Origin of the sequence: Bacillus cereus group sp. BfR-BA-01356 (assembly GCF_022663635.1) — a bacterium.
Lineage (GTDB): Bacteria > Bacillota > Bacilli > Bacillales > Bacillaceae_G > Bacillus_A > Bacillus_A cereus.
Genome location: NZ_JAKUFX010000049.1, coordinates 1 through 22,221 on the forward strand (window position 1 = coordinate 1; position 22,221 = coordinate 22,221).

A 22,221-nucleotide genomic window follows, 5' to 3' on the forward strand; every position below is an offset into this window, starting at 1 on the left:
ACATGACGATTTTCATTCCAACTCTCGATATATTAGTTATTGTTGCTTAAGATAAATTTCAGCAACACTCTCACTTCACGTCTAAACGCTTATAGAGAAACGTGTCGCGCCAGCAGCTTGCATGAGATCAATTGAAATCTTAATGGAAAGCACAGAGTTACACGATCGCTTATGGGAAAATGGTCGCTACTTAAAACAAGGATTAAAAGAACTTGGCTTTAACATTGGGGAAAGTGAAACGCCAATTACACCTTGTATCATTGGGGACGAAGTATTAACACAAGAATTTAGTAAACGTCTAAATGAAGAAGGTGTATACGCAAAATCTATCGTGTTCCCAACTGTAGCAAAAGGAACAGGGCGCGTTCGTAATATGCCTACAGCAGCTCATACGAAAGAAATGTTAGATGAAGCAATTCTTAAGTATGAAAAAGTAGGAAAAGAAATGGGCATCATTTAAGTAACGACATCTTTTGAATAGCTTGCAAATGAGGAGTGGGGAAAATGAAAAAAATTCTAGTAACCGGTTCTTTAGGGCAAATTGGTTCTGAACTAGTAATGAAACTTCGTGATGTATACGGCGCATCAAATGTTATTGCAACAGATATTCGTGAAACAGATAGTGAAGTAGTAACGTCTGGTCCATTTGAAACGTTAGATGTAACAGATGGACAAAAACTACATGATATCGCAAAGCGTAATGAAGTAGATACAATTATTCATTTAGCAGCTTTACTTTCAGCAACAGCAGAAAAAAATCCGTTATTTGCATGGAATTTAAATATGGGTGGACTTGTAAATGCTCTAGAAGCAGCTCGTGAATTAAACTGTAAGTTCTTCACGCCAAGTTCTATCGGTGCATTCGGTCCATCGACGCCAAAAGATAATACACCGCAAGATACAATTCAGCGTCCTACTACGATGTATGGGGTAAACAAAGTAGCAGGAGAATTACTGTGTGATTATTATCATCAAAAATTTGGCGTAGATACGCGCGGTGTCCGTTTCCCAGGTTTAATTTCTTACGTAGCTCCTCCAGGAGGCGGAACAACTGATTATGCAGTTGAAATTTATTATGAGGCGATTAAAAAAGGTGCATACACCTCATACATTGCTGAAGGAACGTACATGGACATGATGTATATGCCTGATGCTTTACAAGCGATCATTTCATTAATGGAAGCTGATCCAAGTAAGCTAGTGCATAGAAATGCATTTAACATTACAGCAATGAGCTTCGAGCCAGAGCAAATTGCAGCGTCAATTCGTAAACACATTCCGACGTTTACAATGGATTATGCAGTAGATCCAGCTCGTCAAACAATCGCTGATAGCTGGCCAAACTCTATTGATGCAACAGCAGCAATGAAAGAGTGGGGCTTTAAAGCAGAATACGATTTAGACAAAATGACAACTGACATGCTGGCTAAGTTAAAAAAAAAGCTCACAGCTGAGTTAGTGATGAATTAATAGGAAGAGTCGATTCTTAGGAATCGGCTCTTTTTATTTGTATTTTGGGAATATACAAATAATTACAAATGTGATAGAATGAGTTAATTTGTGTGTAAAGGGGAGACAAGGAATGGAGAAATGGGAATTAGCAAAGGAAATTTACAGTACGTCACGTTTAACGGGAACATTTAAGCTTCGATCAGGACAAGTATCAAATCAATATTTTGATAAGTACTTATTTGAATCTAATCCAGTACTGTTATTAGAAATTACTAAACAGTTGAAAGAGCTCATTCCTCCTGATACAGAAGCACTCGCTGGTTTAGAGATGGGAGGAATTCCAGTAGCAACGGCATTATCTTTACAAACAGGTATACCGGTCGTATTTGTAAGAAAAGAAGCGAAGAAGTACGGCACATGTAAGTTAGCAGAAGGCGTTAATATTGCTGGGAAAAATATTTGTGTTGTTGAGGATGTTATTACGACAGGTGGTCAAATATTATTAAGCACGAAAGATTTAAGAGAACTAGGTGCGAAAGTACATCATGTTCTAGGTGTGATTGAACGAACGAAAGAGGGAAGAGAAAACTTATTAGCAGATGGTTTACAACTACATTCTTTATTTACAATGGATGAGTTAATTGAAGGAGAAAAGCAACATGCAAAGAGTTGATGTCGTATATGCACTAATACATGACGAAGAAACAGATAAAATATTAATGGTACATAATGTAGAACAAAACGTTTGGTCATTGCCAGGTGGGGCTGTGGAAAAAGGTGAAATATTAGAGGAAGCACTAATAAGAGAAGTGAAAGAAGAGACAGGTTTAACTGCTACGTTAGGTGGACTTGTTGCGATCAATGAAAAATTCTTTGAAGAATCAGGGAATCATGCGCTATTTTTTACATTCCGAGCGAATGTAGAAAAAGGTGAACTTATTGCGGAAGATGAAGGTGAAATTTCTGCAGTAGAGTGGGTGGATCGAACAATTGCGAATGAGCGCTTCCCATACTATGACGGAGGATTTGAATATTTGTTAGAAGTAGCCATTCCATACAAGTTTCAACCAGAAACAAAGTAATTGAACGAAAAAACAGGAGCCACAAGGCTCCTATTTTCTATTCAATCGTCTTCAGTAATAATTTTTTCAGTAATGGTTTAATCTTCAGTCGTAAATCTTCAGCGTGATTTGCAACTAAGAAGTGATGGTTATAAATGTTTTTCATCAATTGATAAGTTGCTTCTTTCGCTTCGCCTTCTTCGATGAAGATACCGATTACTTCCATACCACTTTTACGCGCGAGTTTAACAGCTTCATGCGTATCTAAAATTCCGTCTTGTTGATAGTCTAGCGCAGAAGGCTCACCGTCTGTGAAGACTAGTAAGAATTTATGTTTCTCAGGTCTTTTGGCAAGCTTTTCAGAAACGATACGAATAATATATCCGTCGCGGTTATCTTCTTCTTCACGAAGTTGCATAATTTCTGGACCAACGTTTGGTAACGTTGAGTTTTTATAATTTACAACTTCATGGATAACGTTCGGCTTATCTTCAGGTTTAGCGCTAGAGGCATCTTCCCAAAATCCGCTAATAGCGTGCGGGATTTTTAAAGATTTTAAAGCTTCATGGAATAGTACAACACTCTTCTTCGTTTCTTCCATTTTGTTATACATAGAACCAGAACAGTCAACTAACAGTTGGAATGCAACGTCGAGCTCTTGTGATTCTTGCCCTTTTTTATAAAACATGCGAGGCTGCTTTTCAGTATAAATACGAAGGAATTTCTTACGAAGTCTTCCGTAATATTTATCACTATTTGCATTCGTTTTATTTTCAATCGTTTTTTCGATAATTTTCTTTAATTCTTTTACATCTTTATTAACGACTGATTTGATAGCTTGGTAATCCTTTTTCTCATCAGGATTTGGTTTACGTGCTTCTTTAAATGTATGAGAAGCGCCAGTGTTATATTTACCATATGCACCATCATTTTGACTAGAAGCGTGTGAAGCCCTTGCTTCTTCTGTATCAGCGCCATCAAAGTTGGATTGTGTACTTTTTTGAGAAGTACCTTGTACAGAACCAAGTGCTTGGTCGCCATCTTCTGATTCACGAGCAGTATCGCCCATCATGTTTGTTTTTGTTCCGCTTTCTAATTCAAAGCGTAAAAAGTTCTCGTTTTCGTTATTTTTATTTTCACGATGCCATGTGGAGAAACTTTCATCCATTTTGTTTTTATTTTCATCGTCATCTATAAGCTGCGTATCATCATTTGCTAAATCTTCGACGCGACAGTTCTTGTCGTCTGCAAGAACAGATAAATAAAGCGGTGCATGTCCGAAATAGTTGTTAAGCATATCACTTTCAAGAAGCTCCTCTAAGCGGTAGCGAATTTTCTCAACGATATACATAATATCTTCCGTATTACGAGCTTGGAATGTTTCATGCAAAATAGCTTCAATTTGTTCGAAATATTCATTATTAAACATTTCATATTTATCGCTCGTTAATGAAAGATAGCATAGGCAAAATAGACGATCACCGTGATAGTTACGAACGCGATTGATTTCATTTTGTGAGCTAAAGTAATTGCGATACATTTCTTTTCTTCTTTTAAAAACATGCTTCGTGCCAGGACGTAAGTTCTTTACAATTTCCTCAACGCGTAAATCTTCTAATAGAACAAATAATTGTGTTAAAAACTTTTTTAGGGGCGATTCTTGCAATTCAATCGCATAAGAACGAATTAAAGTCATGTCCGAGTAATGTTTATTACCAAGTGCTTTTAAGAACACTTCGCTTTTTAATCCGATTACTGTATCTTCTTCTTTTCGATCATCCCAAAAGTGACTAATGACAACTTTCTTTTCAATTTCGTCGTAGTATGCTTTATAGCCATATTCAAGATAGGCATCGTCTTCTTTTAGAAGGGCATACATTAAGTTTTCCATTTGTAGAAACAGCGACGCATCAATTTTTTTGTCACTAAAAATTTGTCTCATAAATTATCCCTCAAAGAAATAACTTTCTGCTAATTCACGGACAGTCATTTGTTCTGTTTCATCATTAAGTTTTGCAATTATGCTTCGTTCAATCGCTCGCATAACAGGAATATATACACCTAAATCACATGCATCGATAATGCCACGAATACTTGCCGCTTCTTCACTTACACGTCCATCGCGAGCTAAAGGCATAAGGTCGCTTGCAAAGGCAACGAACTTTTCAATTGTTGCAACATCTTTTAATTTTGATTCTGCTAATAATAATTCTTTTAATGTATCACCTTGAATGTAAGGAACTTCAATAATAACGAAACGGTTTTTTAACGCTTCGTTTAGTTCACTTGTTCCAACGTAACCTTCGTTAATCGCAGCAATTACACGGTATTCGTCATTACCGTATACAACCTCTTGTGTAAATGGGTTTGTGATCATTTTACGGTAATCTAATGCGCCGTGAAGAAGTGGTAACGTTTCAGGTTTTGCCATATTGATTTCGTCAATATATAGGAAGTGACCGTTCTTCATTGCTTTCATAAGAGGACCGTTAACGAATGAAACTTCAGATGCACCATCTTTCGTTTGTAGTGTGTTGTATCCTAAAATACCCTCTACATCTAAGTCGACAGAGCAGTTAATGCTATGCATTGGTTTTTGGAATAAAGAAGAAAGAGTTTCCGCTAGTACTGTTTTACCACTACCAGTCGGTCCTTTTAATAGAATGTTCTTGCCAAGAAGAAGTGCTGTAATCGCATCTTCAATAATGCTATTATCAGACGCTTTATATATTTTCGTTCCGATTAAATGTGCATTTTCACCAGCTTCTTGTTTATTCTTTTCATGAATCGTAGAAAGCTGTTGTTTTAAATCAGCATGTATATGAAATTGTTCTAACATGTATTTCCCACCTAACATTATTTTCATAAAGTAATACATCTTATGATAACTTGTTTTAATATGGTATGCAAAGAAAAGGAAGGAGGATAAAGGGAAAAGAAAAAGCAATCAAGATGAAGTTGATTGCCTACAGTAAAGGAGAAATGAGCCTCATGAAAGACTCCAATATGCGTTTTTTTATACTTCTTTTTTGGAAAGAGTTCCATTTAATTTCAGTTGAATGTTTAAAATCTTCTTCAAAATCACGTTTAATGTCGTGAACTGTTTTTGATTCATAAAGCACGCTAATAATTTCGTAATTCAATTCAAAGCTACGTACATCCATGTTCGCTGTTCCAATAGTTGCAATTGTATCATCAACGAGTACAATTTTTGCATGCATAAAACCATCTTTATAACTGTAAATAGAAGCACCAGCTTTTAAAAACGGAGTGAAATAGGATTGAGATGCTTGATCACTAATGATGCTATCACTTTTACCTGGATATAAAATCCGTACATCTATTCCGGCAATTGCACTTAAGCGTAATAATGTTAAAGTTTCTTGATCTGGAATAAAGTAGGGTGTAGCGATCCAAATGGATTTTTTTGCAGAGCCCATAACAGCTAATAATGTATTACGAATACTTTTATCATCGGAGCTTGGTCCGCTTGCTACGATTTGAACAGCACCTTCTGCATTTGAAATCTCTTTACCTGGGAAGTATTGTCTATTCATGAATTGATCCCAGGAATAAGTATTTAAACCACTAGAGGCATAGAGCCAGTCTTCTAGAAAGATTGCTTGTAATTTATATAATGCTTTTCCTTCTATTTTTAAATGACTATCACGCCAAACAGGAAATTTCTTGGAACGGCCAAGATATTCATCACCGACATTGAGTCCTCCGGTAAAACCAATTTCGCCATCTACAATAACAATTTTTCGATGGTTACGATAATTGACAGTTTCAAGTAACCAAGCTGAAAAAATAGGGTCAAATTCTACAATTTCAATCCCAGCTTCTTTCATAGGTTGCAAAAATCGTCGTCTTAACGTATTACTTCCAAGGCCATCATAAAGGAAGCGTACAATAACACCATCTTTTGCTTTTTGTATTAAAGCATCTCGAACTTTTGTACCAATTTCATCAGATTTATAAATGTAGTATTGAATATGTATATGATGTTTTGCTTGCTCTATAGCTCGCAAAATTTCTGAAAATGTTTGATCTCCGTTTGTTAAAAGTTTTGTAGTTGTTTTATCTGCAGCAGGACCGCCTCCAAATTTTTGTATGACTTCTGTTAAATGTATGGAACGTTCATTTAGTGGGACTGTGAGTAATAACTCTAGTCTTCTTCCTTCTAATATTTCACGGAATAATTTTCTTTGTTCTTCTGAACGATGGAGATGTTTTTTTCTTCTCCAGCGGCTGCGCCCGAAAATAGCGTATAATAGCACACCTATAATAGGAAGAAGTGCTAATACTAAAAACCATGCTAATGTACTTTGTGGAGATCTATTTTCTATAAAAATAACGAATGAAATTCCTACGATTGTGATGGACCATAGAGCACCGACAAAAGTATATAACGAGATATACGATGTATTTAATAGGAACAGAACGATAGATACAATTGTAAATATTAATAGTAATTGAACGATAGGCTTCTTCATTTCTATATAATTCCCCTAATCTTTTTTCAATATAGACTTCTTAAATAGAAGATGTAATATGACATCTTTATTATAAGGTGTTTTGCTTTTTTTACAAAATATAGACATTTCACCTATACTTTCCGCATTTGTCCTACATACAGTGTACTATCCCATTTTTTATCCCACTCTTAACGCATATGAAAATGAAAAAATCGAAAAGGAGCGGAGAAACATGAATTATATAGAAAATAATGGATTGTATTATCGAAATCATCATGGAGGACACAATCATGGTGGGCACAATCATAACGGTGGACATCATCACCATGGAGGACACAATCACTATGATCACCATCACCATCATCATCACGGAGGCGGATGGGGCTGGGGTGGTGGTAGTTCATGGGGAGGCGGATTTTTCCCTGGAAGCTTTGCAGGAGGAGTGTTAGGCGGACTAACAGCTGGTGCATTAACAGGTGCAACAAGTGGAGGGTATTATCCGGCTCCATATCCAGTAGCTTATCCGTCGCCATACCCTGTAACGTATCCAATGCCATACCCAGGTTATCAGCAAATACCATATTCGTATTAAACTAAAAAAGAGGCTATCCTCTTTTTTAGTTTAATACGGTATTTATTTATAAAATACTTCCAAAATTAAGGTGAAAATATGTTAATATTTTGTTATTGTAATTCAAAAACATATACATTGATGTAGAGTTTTATATTATTATTCGTGAATAGTTATGTAGTATGTTCTAATTTCTATTTCGTTATTAAAAACAAAGAGATCAGATGTGAGTGGTATTAGTTGGAAACAAGGCTTGCATAGAGCCACTTAAAGGGATTGCAGTATAATAAGGTGCGAAATAATTAGGGAGATGAGAAGCTACTATTTATAATTAGAACGGTATAATATTGCTTTTTATTACAAATAATATTATGTTATTTTAATCGGTCTATTCAAAAAGATAATTTATGTAATGGGCTAGTATTAGAAAATGAAATATCTCTATTTCTATGAAGAGAAACAGGTTGTGTTTTAGTCAGATAGAAGCAAGGAGAGATGCGCATGCTAGAACAGAGAGGTCATGCATTATATGACTCTTCATTGCGAGATTTAAAGTTAGCATTAGATGAGTCTTCAATTGTTGCAATTACAGATCGAAAAGGTCTTATTACATATGTAAATGATAAATTTTGTGAAATCTCTAAATACAAAAGAGAAGAATTAATTGGAAAAGATCACCGTATTTTAAATTCAGGACATCATCCAAAAACCTTTTTTCAAGACTTATGGAAGCGTATTTTGAATGGGAAAGTATGGACAGGTGAGATTCGGAATCGAGCAAAAGATGGTACATATTATTGGGTCAAAACAACAATTGTTCCATTTTTAAATGAAAAAGGAGAGCCATACCAGTTTATCGCAATTCGAAATGATATTAGTAGTAGAAAAGAAGCGGAACATAGATTGCGGCTAAGTGAAAGTCGTTATAGGGAACTTGCCTATCATGATGCTTTAACGAGTTTGCCTAACCGTTTACAATTAATAACGACCGTTAACGAATTGATTGCAGATAAAAAAGAATTTGGTATGATTTACTTTGATTTGGACCGTTTTAAATTAGTAAATGATACATTAGGTCATATGATAGGGGATTTACTTTTAAGTGAAGTTGCTTCAAGGTTGCATTATGTACTAGGAGAGAAAGATGTTCTGGCTAGGCTAGGTGGCGACGAATTTGTGCTGTTAACAAAAAATCATAGACAAGATGATATGAGTCAGTTAGCGACATCTGTGTTGTCATGTTTTCAGGCACCATTTATGCTGGAAGGCCATGAAGTATACATTTCAGCTAGTCTAGGACTTTGTTCTTATCCACAAGACGGACAAGATGTGGAAACGTTATTGAAAAACTCTGACTTAGCTATGTATAGTGCAAAAGAACAGGGGAGAAACGCTGCGTGTTTCTTTACAGATGAGCTACGCGCGAAAATAAATCGTAGAATGAAAGTTGAGTTTGCTTTGCAAAAGGCAATTCGTGATGAAGAGTTAGATGTAGCATTGCAGCCTATTATTGATTTGAAAACGAAGAGATATTCTGGTATAGAAGCTCTAGTACGTTGTATGACAGAAGACGGACCTATTTCACCAAGCGAATTTATCCCTGTAGCTGAAGAGTCTGGACTTATTATAAAACTAGGAGACTGGGTATTAGAAAAATCATGTCGCTTGTTTAAAACATTGCCGAATTATCAAGAAGGACTAAAGTTATCTGTGAATTTATCTATACAACAATTAATGCAGAAACGTTTTATTTTATCAGTACGTAGCATTTTAAAGAGAACTGGCTTTCCTCCGAACCGTTTAATATTAGAAATAACGGAAAGCATTGCAGTCCGTCATTTTGATTATATTATTGCTACATTACAAGAATTAAGAAATATGGGTGTTTTAATTGCTTTGGATGATTTCGGGACTGGCTATTCTTCCTTATATTATTTAAAACAACTACCACTGGATATTGTAAAAATTGATCGTAATTTTATTCGTGAATTTCATTATGATCACGCACAACCAGAACGAACGATTGTAAAATCCGTTATTGAAATTGCTCATAGTTTAAATTTAGCAGTAGTTGCTGAAGGAGTAGAAACAGTAGAGCAAGAGAGTTTGTTACAATCAATGAGCTGTGATTATGTACAGGGATTTTATTATGCGAAACCTTTATCTGTAGGAGAGCTAAAAGAAAAGTTAATTACAGATTTTTAATAAAAAAGAGAAGCCAGCAGCTTCTCTTTATTTAATCCGTTTTTTGTGAGTCTTTCATTAGTACTGGATAAAGAATAAGACCTAATACGAACAATCCAATTCCTAAGAAGAATGTTTTTAAATCAGCAGTTCCCGTTTTGATAACCCAAATGGAGTATATCAACGCTAATGTCGTAATGATTCCATCTTTTACTCGAGATCCTGGCAGTATATCATACGTTTCTCCTGTAATAACTAATTTTAATTGGTACAAGGTAGAAACAAGGTATGGAATTAAATAGGCTAATGTTGCTACGACGATAGCGAAACTATACGCTTCTGAAACAGTACCAGAAATCGTTGAAAATAAGAAAATTTGCGTCATTACATTTGTAATCAATAGTGATTTTGAAGGACTACCTTTTTTATTTGTTTTCCCGAAAAACTTAGGGAAAAGTCCATTTTTTGCTGCCTGGTAAGGTACTTCTGAACTAACAACAATCCAGCCAACTGTAGATCCAAATAAAGATATAAGAGCGAGTAAAGCCATTATATATGCACCTTTATTTCCAATTGCTAAATTTAATGCGTCTACTAATGGTTTTTGAGACTCTTTTAAAGCATCTTGCGGAAGAGCTCCCATTGTAAGTAAAGTAATTGACATGTAAATAAGAAGAGCGATAATTAATCCGAAAATCGTAGCTTTTTTTACATCGCGCTGTGATTTTGCACGATTAGAAAGCATAACTGCTGATTCAATACCGATAAATGCCCAGAGTGTTGCAATAGCAGCTGAATTGATTTGTCCACCTAATGAGATTGATTGTCCTGCTTCATTCATAAAGGTTTGACCGTCTCCGAAATTAGAGGCGTTGAAAATGAATAATGTAATTACAATAAACATTGTAAATCCGATAATTTTTGCAATGGTAGCAAGTAGATTCATGTTTCCAGCTCGATCAATATTTTGAGAAAGAATATATTGAATTCCCCACAGCATAAGGCTACATACGAGGAAAGTTAATCCTTTTCCGAGTTCCAGTGAAAATCCATTTATTGAAAAAAGAATTTGCTTACTTTGTAAAACTGGAAAGAATGTTGATAAATATCCAGCAAAGGAAATAATAACAGATGCTGTTGCAGCCCAGTTAGCAGCCCAATATCCCCATGCCATACTATATCCTGCAACTTTACCAGCTTTTTTTGAAGGAAACATCGCTTGAGCATAGCTTTGTGGTCCAGCTTTTAATTCTGGTTTCCGAATCGCTAAATTTCCAAATACAAGTGCAATCATAAATACGCCAAGGCCTGTAATACTCCATGCGAGTGTAGAACCCATTGGCCCTGATACTTGTGCTAAATTTGCTGGAAGCATAAATACGCCACCGCCAACCATATTCCCGATAACAAATGCTGTTAAAACCCATAATCCCCATTTTTTCGTTTCCATTTTTGTTAACTCCTTTGTAGTAAGTTTTGCTTAAACATCATTTTTTACTAGCTTTTTGACAATAAAAAAAGAGCCATGTAGATAAAAAAATACCTACATGGCTCTTTCGCCAAAGCGTAGGTACAACGGGAATAACCCTTGTACCTACGCGTAATTTTTCCGCTAGGTTTCAAGGGTTACGTATGATGATGATGTTTTTGTGCAAATGTAACTACAGTTGTTGTATAAGTAAGCATAGTTCTTTGCTCCCTTTCTCCTCTGATTTTGAAGTTAGTATACTACATGTTTTTTTGAATGAAAAGAAAAATATAAAAATTTTTATAAAAATACGTTTTAAAGATTAAATATTTACCTATATTTTTCTTGTACTGGAAAATAAGTGAGAGATTGGCAGAAGAGTGAAGCATGTTATAATACATATAGAATTAGAAGGTGACAAGGGGCTATTGTAGATGATGAGTAAGTATGAACAAATTTATACAGAAATCAGTAAATCTATTGATAATAAACAATTAAAAGAGGGATGCAAAATCCCATCAGAAACAGAATTAATGAAGCAGTATGAGGCAAGCCGAGGCACGGTAAGAAAAGCTGTAGATTTACTGCAAGAGCGTGGATATGTGCAAAAAATTCATGGGAAAGGTGTTTTTGTTTTAAAGCGAAAAAATATTGAATTTAATTTTGGCGGTATTGTAAGTTTCCAAGAAGAAAATGAACGTTTAGGACGTCATTGTATTACGGAAGTTGTGGAAATGGACAAAGAAAAAGCCACAAAAGACATTGCGAAATTATTAAATGTAAAAGAAAAAACAGAGATTGACCATATTAAACGTGTACGAAATATTGATGGAGAAAAAGTAATTTTAGATATAAATCATTTTGTATCTGAGTTTATTCCAGGATTAACGAAAGAAATTGCAACTGCATCGATTTATAAATACATCGAGAAAGAGCTTGGGCTACATATTAGTTATTCGCAGAGGGTAATAGAAGTACAGCCATGTACAGAGGATGACAGAAAGTATTTAGATTTAAATGGAACAGACTATGTTGTCGTTGTGAAAAACTTTACACATTTGTATGATGGAAGTCAGTTTGAATATACAGAATCACGCCACCGTTTAGATATTTTTCACTTTTCGGATGTGGCACGCAGGAAGTAAAGAGGTGGAACAAAATATTGTTTCATCTCTTTTTTTTATAAAAAAAACACAAACTCGTATATACGAGTGTTGACTAACTTATATATACGAGTTAATATGTAATTGTAAACGGTATCAAAAAAAGAAAAGAGGGACGGGAATATGGGGAAAGACTATCGTAAAACAGCAGAGGAAGTGTTGCAGTATATTGGTGGGAAAGACAATATTGAACAAGCTGCACATTGTGTGACGAGGCTCCGTATCGCTTTAAAAGATGAAAGTAAAATAGATAATGATAAATTACAGTCTGTTTCATTAGTGAAAGGAGCGTTTCATAACGCTGGTATATTTCAAATTGTAATTGGTCCAGGGGATGTAGATCGTGTTTACGCTGAATTGATAACGCTTGCAGGTATGAAAGAATCGACTGTAGCGGACGTAAAAGACTCTGGAAATCAGAAGTTAAATCCAGCTCAAAAGTTTGTGAAAATATTTTCGGATGTATTTATGCCGATATTACCAGCAATCGTAACAGCTGGTTTACTAATGGGTATTAACAATCTATTAGGCGCAAAGGACTTATTTTTTGATGGGAAAAATTTATTAGATGTTTATCCGAACTTAGGCGGGCTTTGGGATTTAATTAATATGATGGCCAATACAGCATTCGTATTCTTACCAGCACTTGTCGGTTGGTCAGCAACGAAGCGTTTTGGTGGTAGTCCAATACTAGGGATTGTTATGGGATTAATGCTTGTGCACCCGGCCTTATTAAACGCTTGGGACTATGGAAAAGCAGCGACTGGTTTAGAGGGTCAAAAGATTGAGTACTTCAATATTTTAGGACTATTCCAAATTGAGAAGGTAGGATATCAAGGACAAATTTTACCCGTTTTAGTAGCAGCATTTGTATTAAGTAAAGTGGAAATTTTCTTAAAGAAACATGTACCAAATGCAATTCAATTATTAGTTGTACCAATTACAACAATCGTTGTGACAGGTGTGTTAGCACTAGGAATTATCGGTCCGGTTACACGTCATATTGGAGATTTATTAACAGTAGGATTAGTAGGTGTATATGAAACAGTACCAGTAGTTGGAGCAGTATTATTTGGAGCGTTATATGCACCGCTTGTAATTACAGGTATGCATCATATGTTTATTGCAATTGATTTACAATTAATTGCACAACATGGCGGGACATTTATTTGGCCGATGATCGCTCTTTCTAACATTGCGCAAGGTAGTGCGGCACTTGCGATGTTCTGGATTTCTAAAAATCAAAATGATAAAAGTATGGCATCAACATCAGCCATTTCAGCATACTTCGGTATTACAGAACCAGCGATGTTTGGGGTGAATTTACGAAATAAGTTCCCGTTCTATGCAGCGATTATAGGATCTGCTGTGGCAGCGATATTCATTACATTAAATGGTGTATTAGCGCCTGCTATCGGAATTGGCGGATTGCCAGCATTTATTTCTATCATTCCGAAATCGATTCCAATGTTTATTGTAGGAATGATTATTGCAGTTGTAATCCCGTTTACTTTAACATGGTTATTTGCAAAAAGAGTCAAACAGAAGTAGGAGGAAGTTAAACATGAAGGATTGGCATAAAAGTGTAGTCTATCAAATTTATCCGAAGAGCTTTAATAGTTATTACAATAGAGAAACCGGGGATATAAAAGGTGTTACAGAGAAACTAGATTATTTAAAAGAACTCGGAGTGGATTATATATGGTTAACACCGATATACCAATCACCACAAAATGATAATGGATATGATGTAAGTGATTACTACAGCATTGATCCATCTTACGGAACGATGGAAGAGTTTGAAGAACTTTTAGCAGAAGCGAAAGTACGTAACATTGAGATTATGCTTGATATTGTTGTAAATCATAGTTCGACTGAACATAAGTGGTTTAAAGAAGCGAAGGAAGATAAAAATAGTCCATATCGTAATTACTATATTTGGCGTGATGAAAAAAATAATTGGCAGTCTAAGTTTGGTGGATCTGCTTGGAAATATGATGAGAAGACGGAGCAATATTATTTACATTTATTTGATGAAACACAAGCTGATTTAAATTGGGAAAATGAAAAACTTCGTGAAGAAGTATATGATATGATGCGTTTTTGGCTGGATAAAGGAGTAACAGGATTCCGATTAGATGTCATTAACTTAATTTCAAAAGACCAATGTTTCTTAAACGATGAAGGTAGTACTGCGACAAGTGATGGACGCAAGTATTATACAGATGGTCCGCGTGTTCATGAATATTTACAAGAGATGAACCGAAATGTTTTTGCAGGAAAAGATGTAATTACAGTTGGAGAAATGTCATCTACGACAATTGATAATTGTATTAAATATTCAAACCCTGAGCGTAATGAATTAAGTATGACGTTTAGTTTCCATCATTTAAAAGTAGATTATCCGAATGGTGATAAGTGGACGAAGGCTGATTTTGATTTTATTAAATTAAAAGAGATTATGTCTAGCTGGCAAATTGAAATGCAAAAGGGCGGAGGATGGAATGCGTTATTTTGGTGTAATCATGACCAGCCTCGCATCGTGTCACGCTTTGGTGATGATGGAAAGTACCGAAACGAATCTGCAAAAATGTTAGCGACAGCCATGCACATGCTGCAAGGAACGCCTTATATTTATCAAGGGGAAGAAATCGGTATGACGAATCCTAAATTTGAGTCCATCGAGCAATATCGTGATGTGGAATCGTTAAATATATACGATATAAAGCTAAAAGAAGGGTTATCAAAAGAAGAGATTATAGGGATTTTAAAGCAAAAATCTCGTGACAACTCCCGTACTCCAATGCAGTGGAATGAAGAGATGAACAGTGGCTTTACAACAAGTACACCTTGGATTTCAGTGGCTGAAAACTTTAAAGAAATAAACGTAGAGAAGGCATTAGAAGATAAAGAGTCCGTATTTTATCATTATAAAAAGTTAATAGAACTTAGAAAAACGTATGATGTTCTTACAGAAGGAGAATATGCTATTTTGGATGAAAATCATCCTAAGATTTGGGCATATACACGTACTGTAAATGATGAGGTATTACTTGTTATCAATAACTTCTATGGAGAAGAAATAACGTACTCTGTACAAGCGCACGTTCAATTAGATGGAATGAAACAAGAAGTACTACTGTCGAATTATAAAGATGCCAGCAAGGATATTGCAAAACTTAACTTAAGACCATATGAATCAATTGTGTATCGATATACGAAATAAAAAGGTTGTATGCCCATGCGGCATACAACCTTTTATTTTAGGACACCACTGTACAAAATGTTTACCTCTACCTCAGGTTTGAATTTTACTTTTGCATAATCTTTATTCCAATTTTTCTTCTTCCATAAGTCAGGGTGATAGGCGATAAGGTGTCTGCCGATACCGAAAGCATCACAGTTTGCTTTTTGTAACTTTTTCGTTATCTTTTTAGCTTCTTTCGTAAGTTGTGTAGACAATTCTTTATTTAGTTTTTTTCTTTCATCCATTTTGTAAAGATTATCTCTCGGAGCTTCAAGCGCTATAACTTTTAGTTGGAGCTTAATGTGAGCATAAACATTTCCTTTTTTATCTGTTGTTATTTTTAAGTCGCGTTTTAACTTTCGATTGCTAATTTCCATTGTTAAATAATCAGATGTTTTCTCTGATTCATCGCTAGTAAGCTTTTGGGTTATACGGGCACTTGTTCCCATTTTTCCAGTTAATAATACGAATAAAACAGATTGTTTCAAAGGTAAATGCCCAGTTAATTTATCATTATTAAATAAAGCTAGACCGTTTGTAATCACTTCTTTTCCTTTTATTTTTATAGAAGGGAGGGTAAAGTCTTTACCGGGATCTAACATTTTTGTAGAAGCTGTTTCTAAAGTTTCTTTTGGAAACACACTCATATCTTCTAAACTTTTCACTTTTTTCTTTAGAAAATCTCCAATTAGTAAATTTCCTACTTTCTTTTTTTCTAGTATCTCGGATGTTTCACCATCTACTGCAATAAGTTTTACTAAAGCAGTTGGGTTTGTTGGGTCCCGAAAGCTGACATCTAAATAAGGTAATATACCTTTTTTTAGAATTTTGGTTCCTAGTAATTGAACACCATATTTAAAATAACGAATATTCCCAGTCACATTTTTTTTTAGGGCATCGCTTGTATCCCTTATGTTATGCCCCGTTGCTGAATGTATTTCATTTTCGAATGAAGATTGCTCTCCGCTTGAACTTTTTACGAGCTCGATTGTTTGCTGGAGTTTATTCTCTTCCGTAATATCAGATCCAATACTATAAGCTAACCTTGCTTCCCTTAATGGTTCTTGATCCCAACAGCCAGAAAGGACGGAACTAGCACATAATATAGAAAGTAATTTAACTTTTCTTGTGAACATACTGTTCTCCTTTCTTATTTCGTATCACAGAATAAAGTAGAAATAAAAGAGGGAGGACAACAATAAAAATATACGTGAACTTATCAGTGAAAGTTGAGATTACTTTTAATTCTTCAGGTGTATCTATAAATAAGGCTACACTAAAAGCAATAATACCGACGATTGGAACAGCTTTTTTATGATTAGCAAGATTGAATATATGCCCAACTCCGATTGAAGCAGCGCAATAATAACTAGCAATAGAAGCCACAACTGTTATCATCCATATTGGTATAAATAGTAAATCCGTCCGGTCTATAATCCCAATATGTAAGGAACGTAATAAGTAAGCAACTGGTTCTGGAATAAGCTCAATTTGTTTTGGACTAAATACGATAAAGCAAATCCAAACAGTAAAAGTATAAAAAAGAGTTACAAATCCGTTAGCGATAGAAATGGCCTTCAGTTTTGCGACAGAACTCCCGTTTACTTTTGGGAAAGCGATAAGAATGATTTCAAAACCATACATAGCTGTAATTGTTTCTTTGGATGCTTGAATAATATTCCACCATCCAGCTTCTGTAATTGGAAAAATATAAGAAAAGTCAGCCCGTGAGAGCCCAAGTCCAATTAAAAGTGCCATTGGGAAAATAAGAATAGAAGCCATGACATAAAATCGTACAATTACTTTAAATGTATTATAGGCTACATAGCAACAAGCTATTGTAAATAGGATGAGAATGGCAGACCAAGGAGTGGCTTGTAATATCCAAACTTTAATGACATTACAAGCATTCAACATAACCGTCATACCAATAAGCGTAAAATAAAAAACATAAGCAAAACCTAATAGTTTTCCAAACTTATTACCAAATAGCATACAAACACTTTCATACATATCTGCATCAGGAAATCGTTTTAAAAAAAGCCACATAAGTAAAATAATAAGCTGAATTGCAAGCCCGGCGATGAGAGCAGAAATCCATCCGCCACCTTTTGCTATCGGGTGAAGACGGTTAGGTAGAGAAAGGATACCAACTCCGATTTGGCATTGAATAACGAAAAAGGTAAATTGAACGAGCGAAATTTTACTTTGCGTGTTTGTCACCGTCCTCATCCTCTCTCGTTACATGTTGTCGTTGCATTTTTTTCGGTTTTGGATCATGTGGTCGTTCCCAAAACGACCAAATTGGAAGTCTTACAAAAGAATCTTTCATATCTTTTATCCGCATCGGGGCAACAGGAGAAAGATATGGCGTATGAAATGAATGTAATTGACATAAATGAACGAAAGTTATAATGAGACCGAATGATATTCCGACGTATCCGAATATAGCAGCAAGAATCATTAATGGAAAACGAAGAATTCGAACTGCTGAACTCATATCGTTTGATGGAACGAGAAAAGATGAGATTGCAGTTAAAGCTACAACGATAATCATTGTGTAAGAAACGAGTCCGGCTTTTACAATCGCATCACCAATTACTAAACCACCTACAATACCGATTGTTTGTCCAACTCGGCTTGGTAAGCGAATACCAGCTTCCCGTAATAATTCAAAGATTAATTCCATTAAGAGAGCTTCAAAAATAGGAGGAAGTGGTACTTTCTCTAATGAAGCTTTAATTGTATACACAAGTTCGAGCGGCAATACATCAGGATGGAAGGCTACGGTTGCGATATATATAGCTGGTAAGAGAAAGGCAATCAAGAAGCTTACTAGGCGAATCATTCGGACGAAAGAACCAACAATCCAGCGGTTATTATAGTCATCTGGTGATTGGTAAAAAGCAAATAATGTAACAGGAACGATAAGAGCTGTTGGATCTCCATCAGATAAAATAGCAACTCGTCCTTCCATTAAATTTGCTGCGACTCTATCTGGACGCTCTGTATTTAATTGCTGCGGAAATGGTGAGAAAGACGTATCCTCTATAAATTCTTGTATATATCCTGGAGGCATAAGTGCATCTGTCTTAATCGTTTCTAACCTTCTTTTTACTTCTGTAACTAAATCGTCATTCGCTATGTTTTGCATATAAGCAATTGCCACTTTCGTATGCATTTCTTCACCAAGTGTGAAATATTTAATGACGACATGTGGACTTTTTATGAGTTTGCGAATGGAAGCTAAATTGGTTGCTAAGTCTTCTACAAAACCAGTATGCGGTCCACGGACAATTCCTTCATTATCAGGTTCTGCTATATCTCTCTTTAAGGATAGAGCTGTTTCGAAAATACAAAAACTGTCGACGTGTTCATGAAAATATAAGGATTTACCTTGTAATAAAAGCTGCACACCATAATTTAAATTCGTTTCTTTTTTCATATTTAATGTAGAAAAAGCTTTATCTATAGCTAAGTCTGACCGTGTCAATAAAGGCTCAAGAGCTAACTGATGAATTAGATTTGGATCTGCTAAAGATTCGATATATAAGATTATTCCTTTTCCGTTTTGAAAAGGGAGATCTAATTTTTTTATATCATCAGAATGAGAAAGTTTATTTTCAATGTAACTAATGTTCTCCGGAAGTGATGGAAACATATGCTTTTGTTTTTTACTCTCTTGTTGTTCTTTTTTCTCTGTCATAATTTCCACCTCTTTTAAAGTGCAATTGTTTCTGTTAATTTTTGTCGTTTGTGAGAAATTTATGCTTGAATTATTTTTTTAAAAGAGGGTTGAAGGTTACGTTACATTGTCTTTTGTGCATTATTCAATTTCATAGCAGTACTTCTAACATTTGTGTCGAATTAAGAAGATATATAGGAGGGATATATATGGAAATAGCTGTAGAACGTGTTTTTACGAAAGAGATTTTAAAAAGAGCAGCGAATTTGTTTCATGTAACAGTAGAAGAAAAGCCACTTGGAGATTTTGAGAATTATATTTTTAAGGCGAAGGGTGATAATGATGAAGATTACGTATTACGTTTAACACATTCTTCTCATCGTTCTAAACAAGAGGTAGAGGCTGAACTAGATTTTTTACGATATGTTGCGGAGAATGGGGCAAAGGTAGCAGGACCTCTTTATTCAACGTCTCGAAATCTCGTAGAAGAAATCGTAGCAGAGGATGGGACTTTCTTTTTCGCTTCTTTATTTATATATGCAAAAGGTGAGCAAGTAAAAGGAGCAGAATCGCCTTATTGGGGAGATGCTTATTTTGAAGCGTGGGGAAAAGCGATTGGGCAACTGCATCGCCTTACAATGGATTATCCTAAAACAGACTACCGTGATACGTGGGAAGAAGACGAAAGTGGAATTGTTAATGAATTAGAAGATGGTCAAGTGAAAGAGATTGCAGCGGTATTAATGGATGAAATTAAGGCTCTTCCAGTTGAAAGAGAAACGTTCGGTCTTATGCACGGTGATATTCATCAAGGTAATTTTCATTATGATGGTAAAGAGCTAACAATCTTTGATTTTGATGATGCTGCTTATAATTACTTTATACATGATTTAGCGATGGTTTTATACTACTCTGTTCTATTTACACCGTGGACAGCAGAAGAGAAGACAGATTTTGCTCGTAAACAGTTACAAGTGTTACGAAAAGGATATGAGTATGAGCACAGGCTGGCGGATAGTTGGTATGAATCGTTACCACTATTTTTACGTTTACGTGATATAGGTTTATATGGAACGCTTCAAAAGAAGTTTAAAGGGAAAGATATGCCTGATAACTTCTTGAAATTATCAGAAGAGCTATACGAAAGAATTATTAAAAGAGAAGCAATTGTGAATATATAATACATTTAGTTCAAAACAAAGTATATAAAACAAATATATACTTTGTTTTTTTATACAAAAATATGTTTACTTTATTAAAATAATATTGTCCTAGATTCGGTATGCACTTATAATTTTATATATATTCTGAATATTCTTTATAAAGAAGGAGGGGGAATGTTGGAAACTTTCGTAAATTGGTTAAATAATATTGTTTGGAGTCCAGCACTTGTTTATTTATGTTTAGGAGTAGGTTTATATTTTTCTATTCGAACGAAGTTTTTACAAGTAAGGCACGTAGGAGAAATGGTGAAGCTGACATTTCAAGGAGAAAAATCAGAGGCTGGTGTTTCTTCATTCCAAGCGTTAGCACTTTCGTTATCAGGACGTGTTGGAACAGGAAATATCGCTGGGGTAGCAACAGCCGTTGCATTCGGTGGACCAGGAGCTGTATTTTGGATGTGGGCAGTAGCCTTTTTAGGAGCAGGATCAGCTTATGTAGAATCAACACTCGCGCAAATATATAAGACGAAACATCAAGGACAATTTCGTGGTGGACCTGCTTATTACATTGAAAAAGGTTTAGGTGTGAAATGGTATGCTTTAGTATTCGTTGCAGCGACAATTCTTGCAACGGGGCTTTTACTACCAGGTGTGCAAGCAAATAGTATTGCTGTAAGTTTAGAAACTGCTTTTGGTATTAATACTACCGCATCAGGGGCTATATTAGTTGTCGTATTAGCTCTTATCATTTTCGGTGGAGTAAAGCGAATTGTTAACGTAGCGCAAGTTGTCGTACCGTTTATGGCAATAGGCTATATTTTAGTAGCTTGCGTCATTGTTGCTATGAATATTGAAAAATTGCCAGAAGCATTTATGTTAATTATAAGAAGTGCATTTGCATTAGAAGCTGCTTTCGGTGGTATTATCGGTTTAGCAATCTCTTGGGGGGTAAAACGTGGTATTTATTCCAATGAAGCAGGACAAGGGACTGGACCACACGCAGCAGCAGCAGCCGAAGTATCACATCCAGCTAAGCAAGGTTTAGTGCAAGCATTTTCCGTTTACATTGATACATTATTTGTTTGTTCAGCAACAGCATTTATGATGATTATTACAGGCATGTATAACGTATTTGATGCAAGCGGAAAAAACTTTATCGTTAATAAACTAAATGGTGCTCAGCCAGGACCAGGATATACACAGGCGGCGGTAGAATCTGTTTTTCCTGGATTTGGAAACGGTTTCGTTGCAATCTCGTTATTATTCTTCGCGTTTACAACAATTATGGCGTATTACTACATTGCAGAAACGAATATTGCATACTTAAATCGTGATAAAGACCGTCCTTGGATGTCTATGGTACTAAAGTTTGTATTTTTAGGAGCTGTATTCTATGGCTGTATAAAAACAGCAGCAACAGCTTGGGCTTTAGGCGACATTGGGGTAGGAATTATGGCATGGGTAAATATCATTGCGATTTTACTATTACAAAAACCTGCATTAGTCGCATTAAAGGATTATGAAAAACAGAAAAAAGAAGGAAAAGATCCAGTATTCGATCCAGGGCCATTAGGAATTAAAAATGCTGATTTTTGGGAGCATGAATACGGGAAAGATAAGAAAGAAGAAGTATCTTAACAGAATAGAAATGAAGAAGCAAAGGGGAAACCCTTTGCTTTTTTTTATGGACAAATTGAAGCTAAAAGTTATTTTTGGGACTATTTTTGAATATAAAAAGAATGTACATGC

General features: G+C 35.3%; 17 protein-coding genes and 1 pseudogene. 11 read left to right on the top strand and 7 right to left on the bottom strand.

What is annotated here, in order from left to right:
- Positions 1-112: 112 nt before the first annotated feature.
- The 4 genes and pseudogenes from MR168_RS17200 to MR168_RS17215 all read left to right on the top strand — a co-directional run.
- Positions 113-460 (top strand): annotated as a pseudogene (locus MR168_RS17200) (aminotransferase class I/II-fold pyridoxal phosphate-dependent enzyme); the annotation flags it as partial.
- 44 nt (positions 461-504) lie between these two features.
- Positions 505-1,470, top strand: coding sequence for an L-threonine 3-dehydrogenase (locus MR168_RS17205; protein ID WP_000723125.1), 966 nt, complete (start codon positions 505-507; stop codon positions 1,468-1,470).
- Positions 1,471-1,582: 112 nt separating this feature from the next.
- Positions 1,583-2,125, top strand: a complete 543-nt coding sequence (pyrE, locus tag MR168_RS17210) for an orotate phosphoribosyltransferase (RefSeq protein ID WP_000417037.1) — start codon at positions 1,583-1,585, stop codon at positions 2,123-2,125.
- Complete coding sequence (locus tag MR168_RS17215) at positions 2,112-2,534, top strand: NUDIX hydrolase (RefSeq protein WP_001189941.1); 423 nt, start codon at positions 2,112-2,114, stop codon at positions 2,532-2,534. The genes pyrE and MR168_RS17215 overlap by 14 nt, the downstream gene beginning before the upstream one ends.
- A gap of 37 nt (positions 2,535-2,571) precedes the next feature.
- Here the strand turns inward: MR168_RS17215 and MR168_RS17220 are convergent, their stop codons facing one another.
- The 3 genes from MR168_RS17220 to MR168_RS17230 form a co-directional block, all read right to left on the bottom strand.
- On the bottom strand, positions 2,572-4,455 hold the full coding sequence (locus tag MR168_RS17220; protein WP_086412274.1) for a vWA domain-containing protein: 1,884 nt from the start codon (positions 4,453-4,455) through the stop codon (positions 2,572-2,574).
- Between the two features lie 3 nt (positions 4,456-4,458).
- Positions 4,459-5,352, bottom strand: coding sequence for an ATP-binding protein (locus MR168_RS17225; protein ID WP_086412273.1), 894 nt, complete (start codon positions 5,350-5,352; stop codon positions 4,459-4,461).
- Positions 5,353-5,479: 127 nt separating this feature from the next.
- A complete protein-coding gene (locus MR168_RS17230) occupies positions 5,480-7,009 on the bottom strand; it encodes a cardiolipin synthase (RefSeq protein ID WP_086412272.1) in 1,530 nt (509 codons plus the stop codon).
- Positions 7,010-7,223: 214 nt separating this feature from the next.
- On the opposite strand from MR168_RS17230, the gene MR168_RS17235 reads away from it, so the two are divergent.
- Both MR168_RS17235 and MR168_RS17240 read left to right on the top strand, forming a co-directional pair.
- Positions 7,224-7,583 (top strand): cobalt transporter, encoded by a 360-nt coding sequence (locus tag MR168_RS17235; RefSeq protein WP_086412276.1) that lies wholly within the window; start codon positions 7,224-7,226, stop codon positions 7,581-7,583.
- Positions 7,584-8,063: 480 nt separating this feature from the next.
- Entirely contained in the window at positions 8,064-9,767 is a 1,704-nt protein-coding gene (locus MR168_RS17240) for a putative bifunctional diguanylate cyclase/phosphodiesterase (RefSeq protein WP_000893345.1), read from the top strand.
- A gap of 31 nt (positions 9,768-9,798) precedes the next feature.
- On the opposite strand, the gene MR168_RS17245 is transcribed toward MR168_RS17240, so the two are convergent.
- Positions 9,799-11,196: an amino acid permease gene (locus MR168_RS17245; protein WP_000448447.1), complete on the bottom strand. Its 1,398-nt coding sequence runs from the start codon at positions 11,194-11,196 to the stop codon at positions 9,799-9,801.
- Positions 11,197-11,648: 452 nt separating this feature from the next.
- Here MR168_RS17245 and treR point away from each other — a divergent pair, with 452 nt between their 5' ends.
- From treR to treC, 3 genes are all read left to right on the top strand, one after another.
- Positions 11,649-12,359, top strand: a complete 711-nt coding sequence (gene treR / locus MR168_RS17250; RefSeq protein WP_000987240.1) for a trehalose operon repressor — start codon at positions 11,649-11,651, stop codon at positions 12,357-12,359.
- Between the two features lie 141 nt (positions 12,360-12,500).
- Positions 12,501-13,928: a PTS system trehalose-specific EIIBC component gene (gene treP / locus MR168_RS17255; RefSeq protein ID WP_000513935.1), complete on the top strand. Its 1,428-nt coding sequence runs from the start codon at positions 12,501-12,503 to the stop codon at positions 13,926-13,928.
- A gap of 13 nt (positions 13,929-13,941) precedes the next feature.
- Positions 13,942-15,603 (top strand): alpha,alpha-phosphotrehalase, encoded by a 1,662-nt coding sequence (treC, locus tag MR168_RS17260; protein ID WP_086412271.1) that lies wholly within the window; start codon positions 13,942-13,944, stop codon positions 15,601-15,603.
- A 32-nt stretch (positions 15,604-15,635) separates the two neighbouring features.
- On the opposite strand, the gene gerKC is transcribed toward treC, so the two are convergent.
- From gerKC to gerKA, 3 genes are read right to left on the bottom strand one after another with little or no spacing between them, the layout of a single operon-like run.
- Positions 15,636-16,760 (bottom strand): spore germination protein GerKC, encoded by a 1,125-nt coding sequence (gene gerKC / locus MR168_RS17265; RefSeq protein WP_016121831.1) that lies wholly within the window; start codon positions 16,758-16,760, stop codon positions 15,636-15,638.
- Positions 16,741-17,847 carry a GerAB/ArcD/ProY family transporter gene (locus MR168_RS17270; protein ID WP_086412270.1) on the bottom strand — a complete coding sequence of 369 codons (1,107 nt, stop codon included), beginning with the start codon at positions 17,845-17,847 and terminating at the stop codon, positions 16,741-16,743. Before MR168_RS17270 ends, gerKC begins: the two co-directional genes overlap by 20 nt.
- Entirely contained in the window at positions 17,828-19,330 is a 1,503-nt protein-coding gene (gene gerKA, locus MR168_RS17275; RefSeq protein WP_000136667.1) for a spore germination protein GerKA, read from the bottom strand. Before gerKA ends, MR168_RS17270 begins: the two co-directional genes overlap by 20 nt.
- Before the next feature lie 188 nt (positions 19,331-19,518).
- Between gerKA and MR168_RS17280 the strand changes: the two genes are divergently transcribed.
- Together MR168_RS17280 and MR168_RS17285 are read left to right on the top strand one after the other, a co-directional pair.
- A complete protein-coding gene (locus MR168_RS17280; RefSeq protein ID WP_000401644.1) occupies positions 19,519-20,490 on the top strand; it encodes a phosphotransferase enzyme family protein in 972 nt (323 codons plus the stop codon).
- Between the two features lie 159 nt (positions 20,491-20,649).
- Entirely contained in the window at positions 20,650-22,110 is a 1,461-nt protein-coding gene (locus tag MR168_RS17285; protein ID WP_000447396.1) for an alanine/glycine:cation symporter family protein, read from the top strand.
- Positions 22,111-22,221 lie beyond the last annotated feature (111 nt).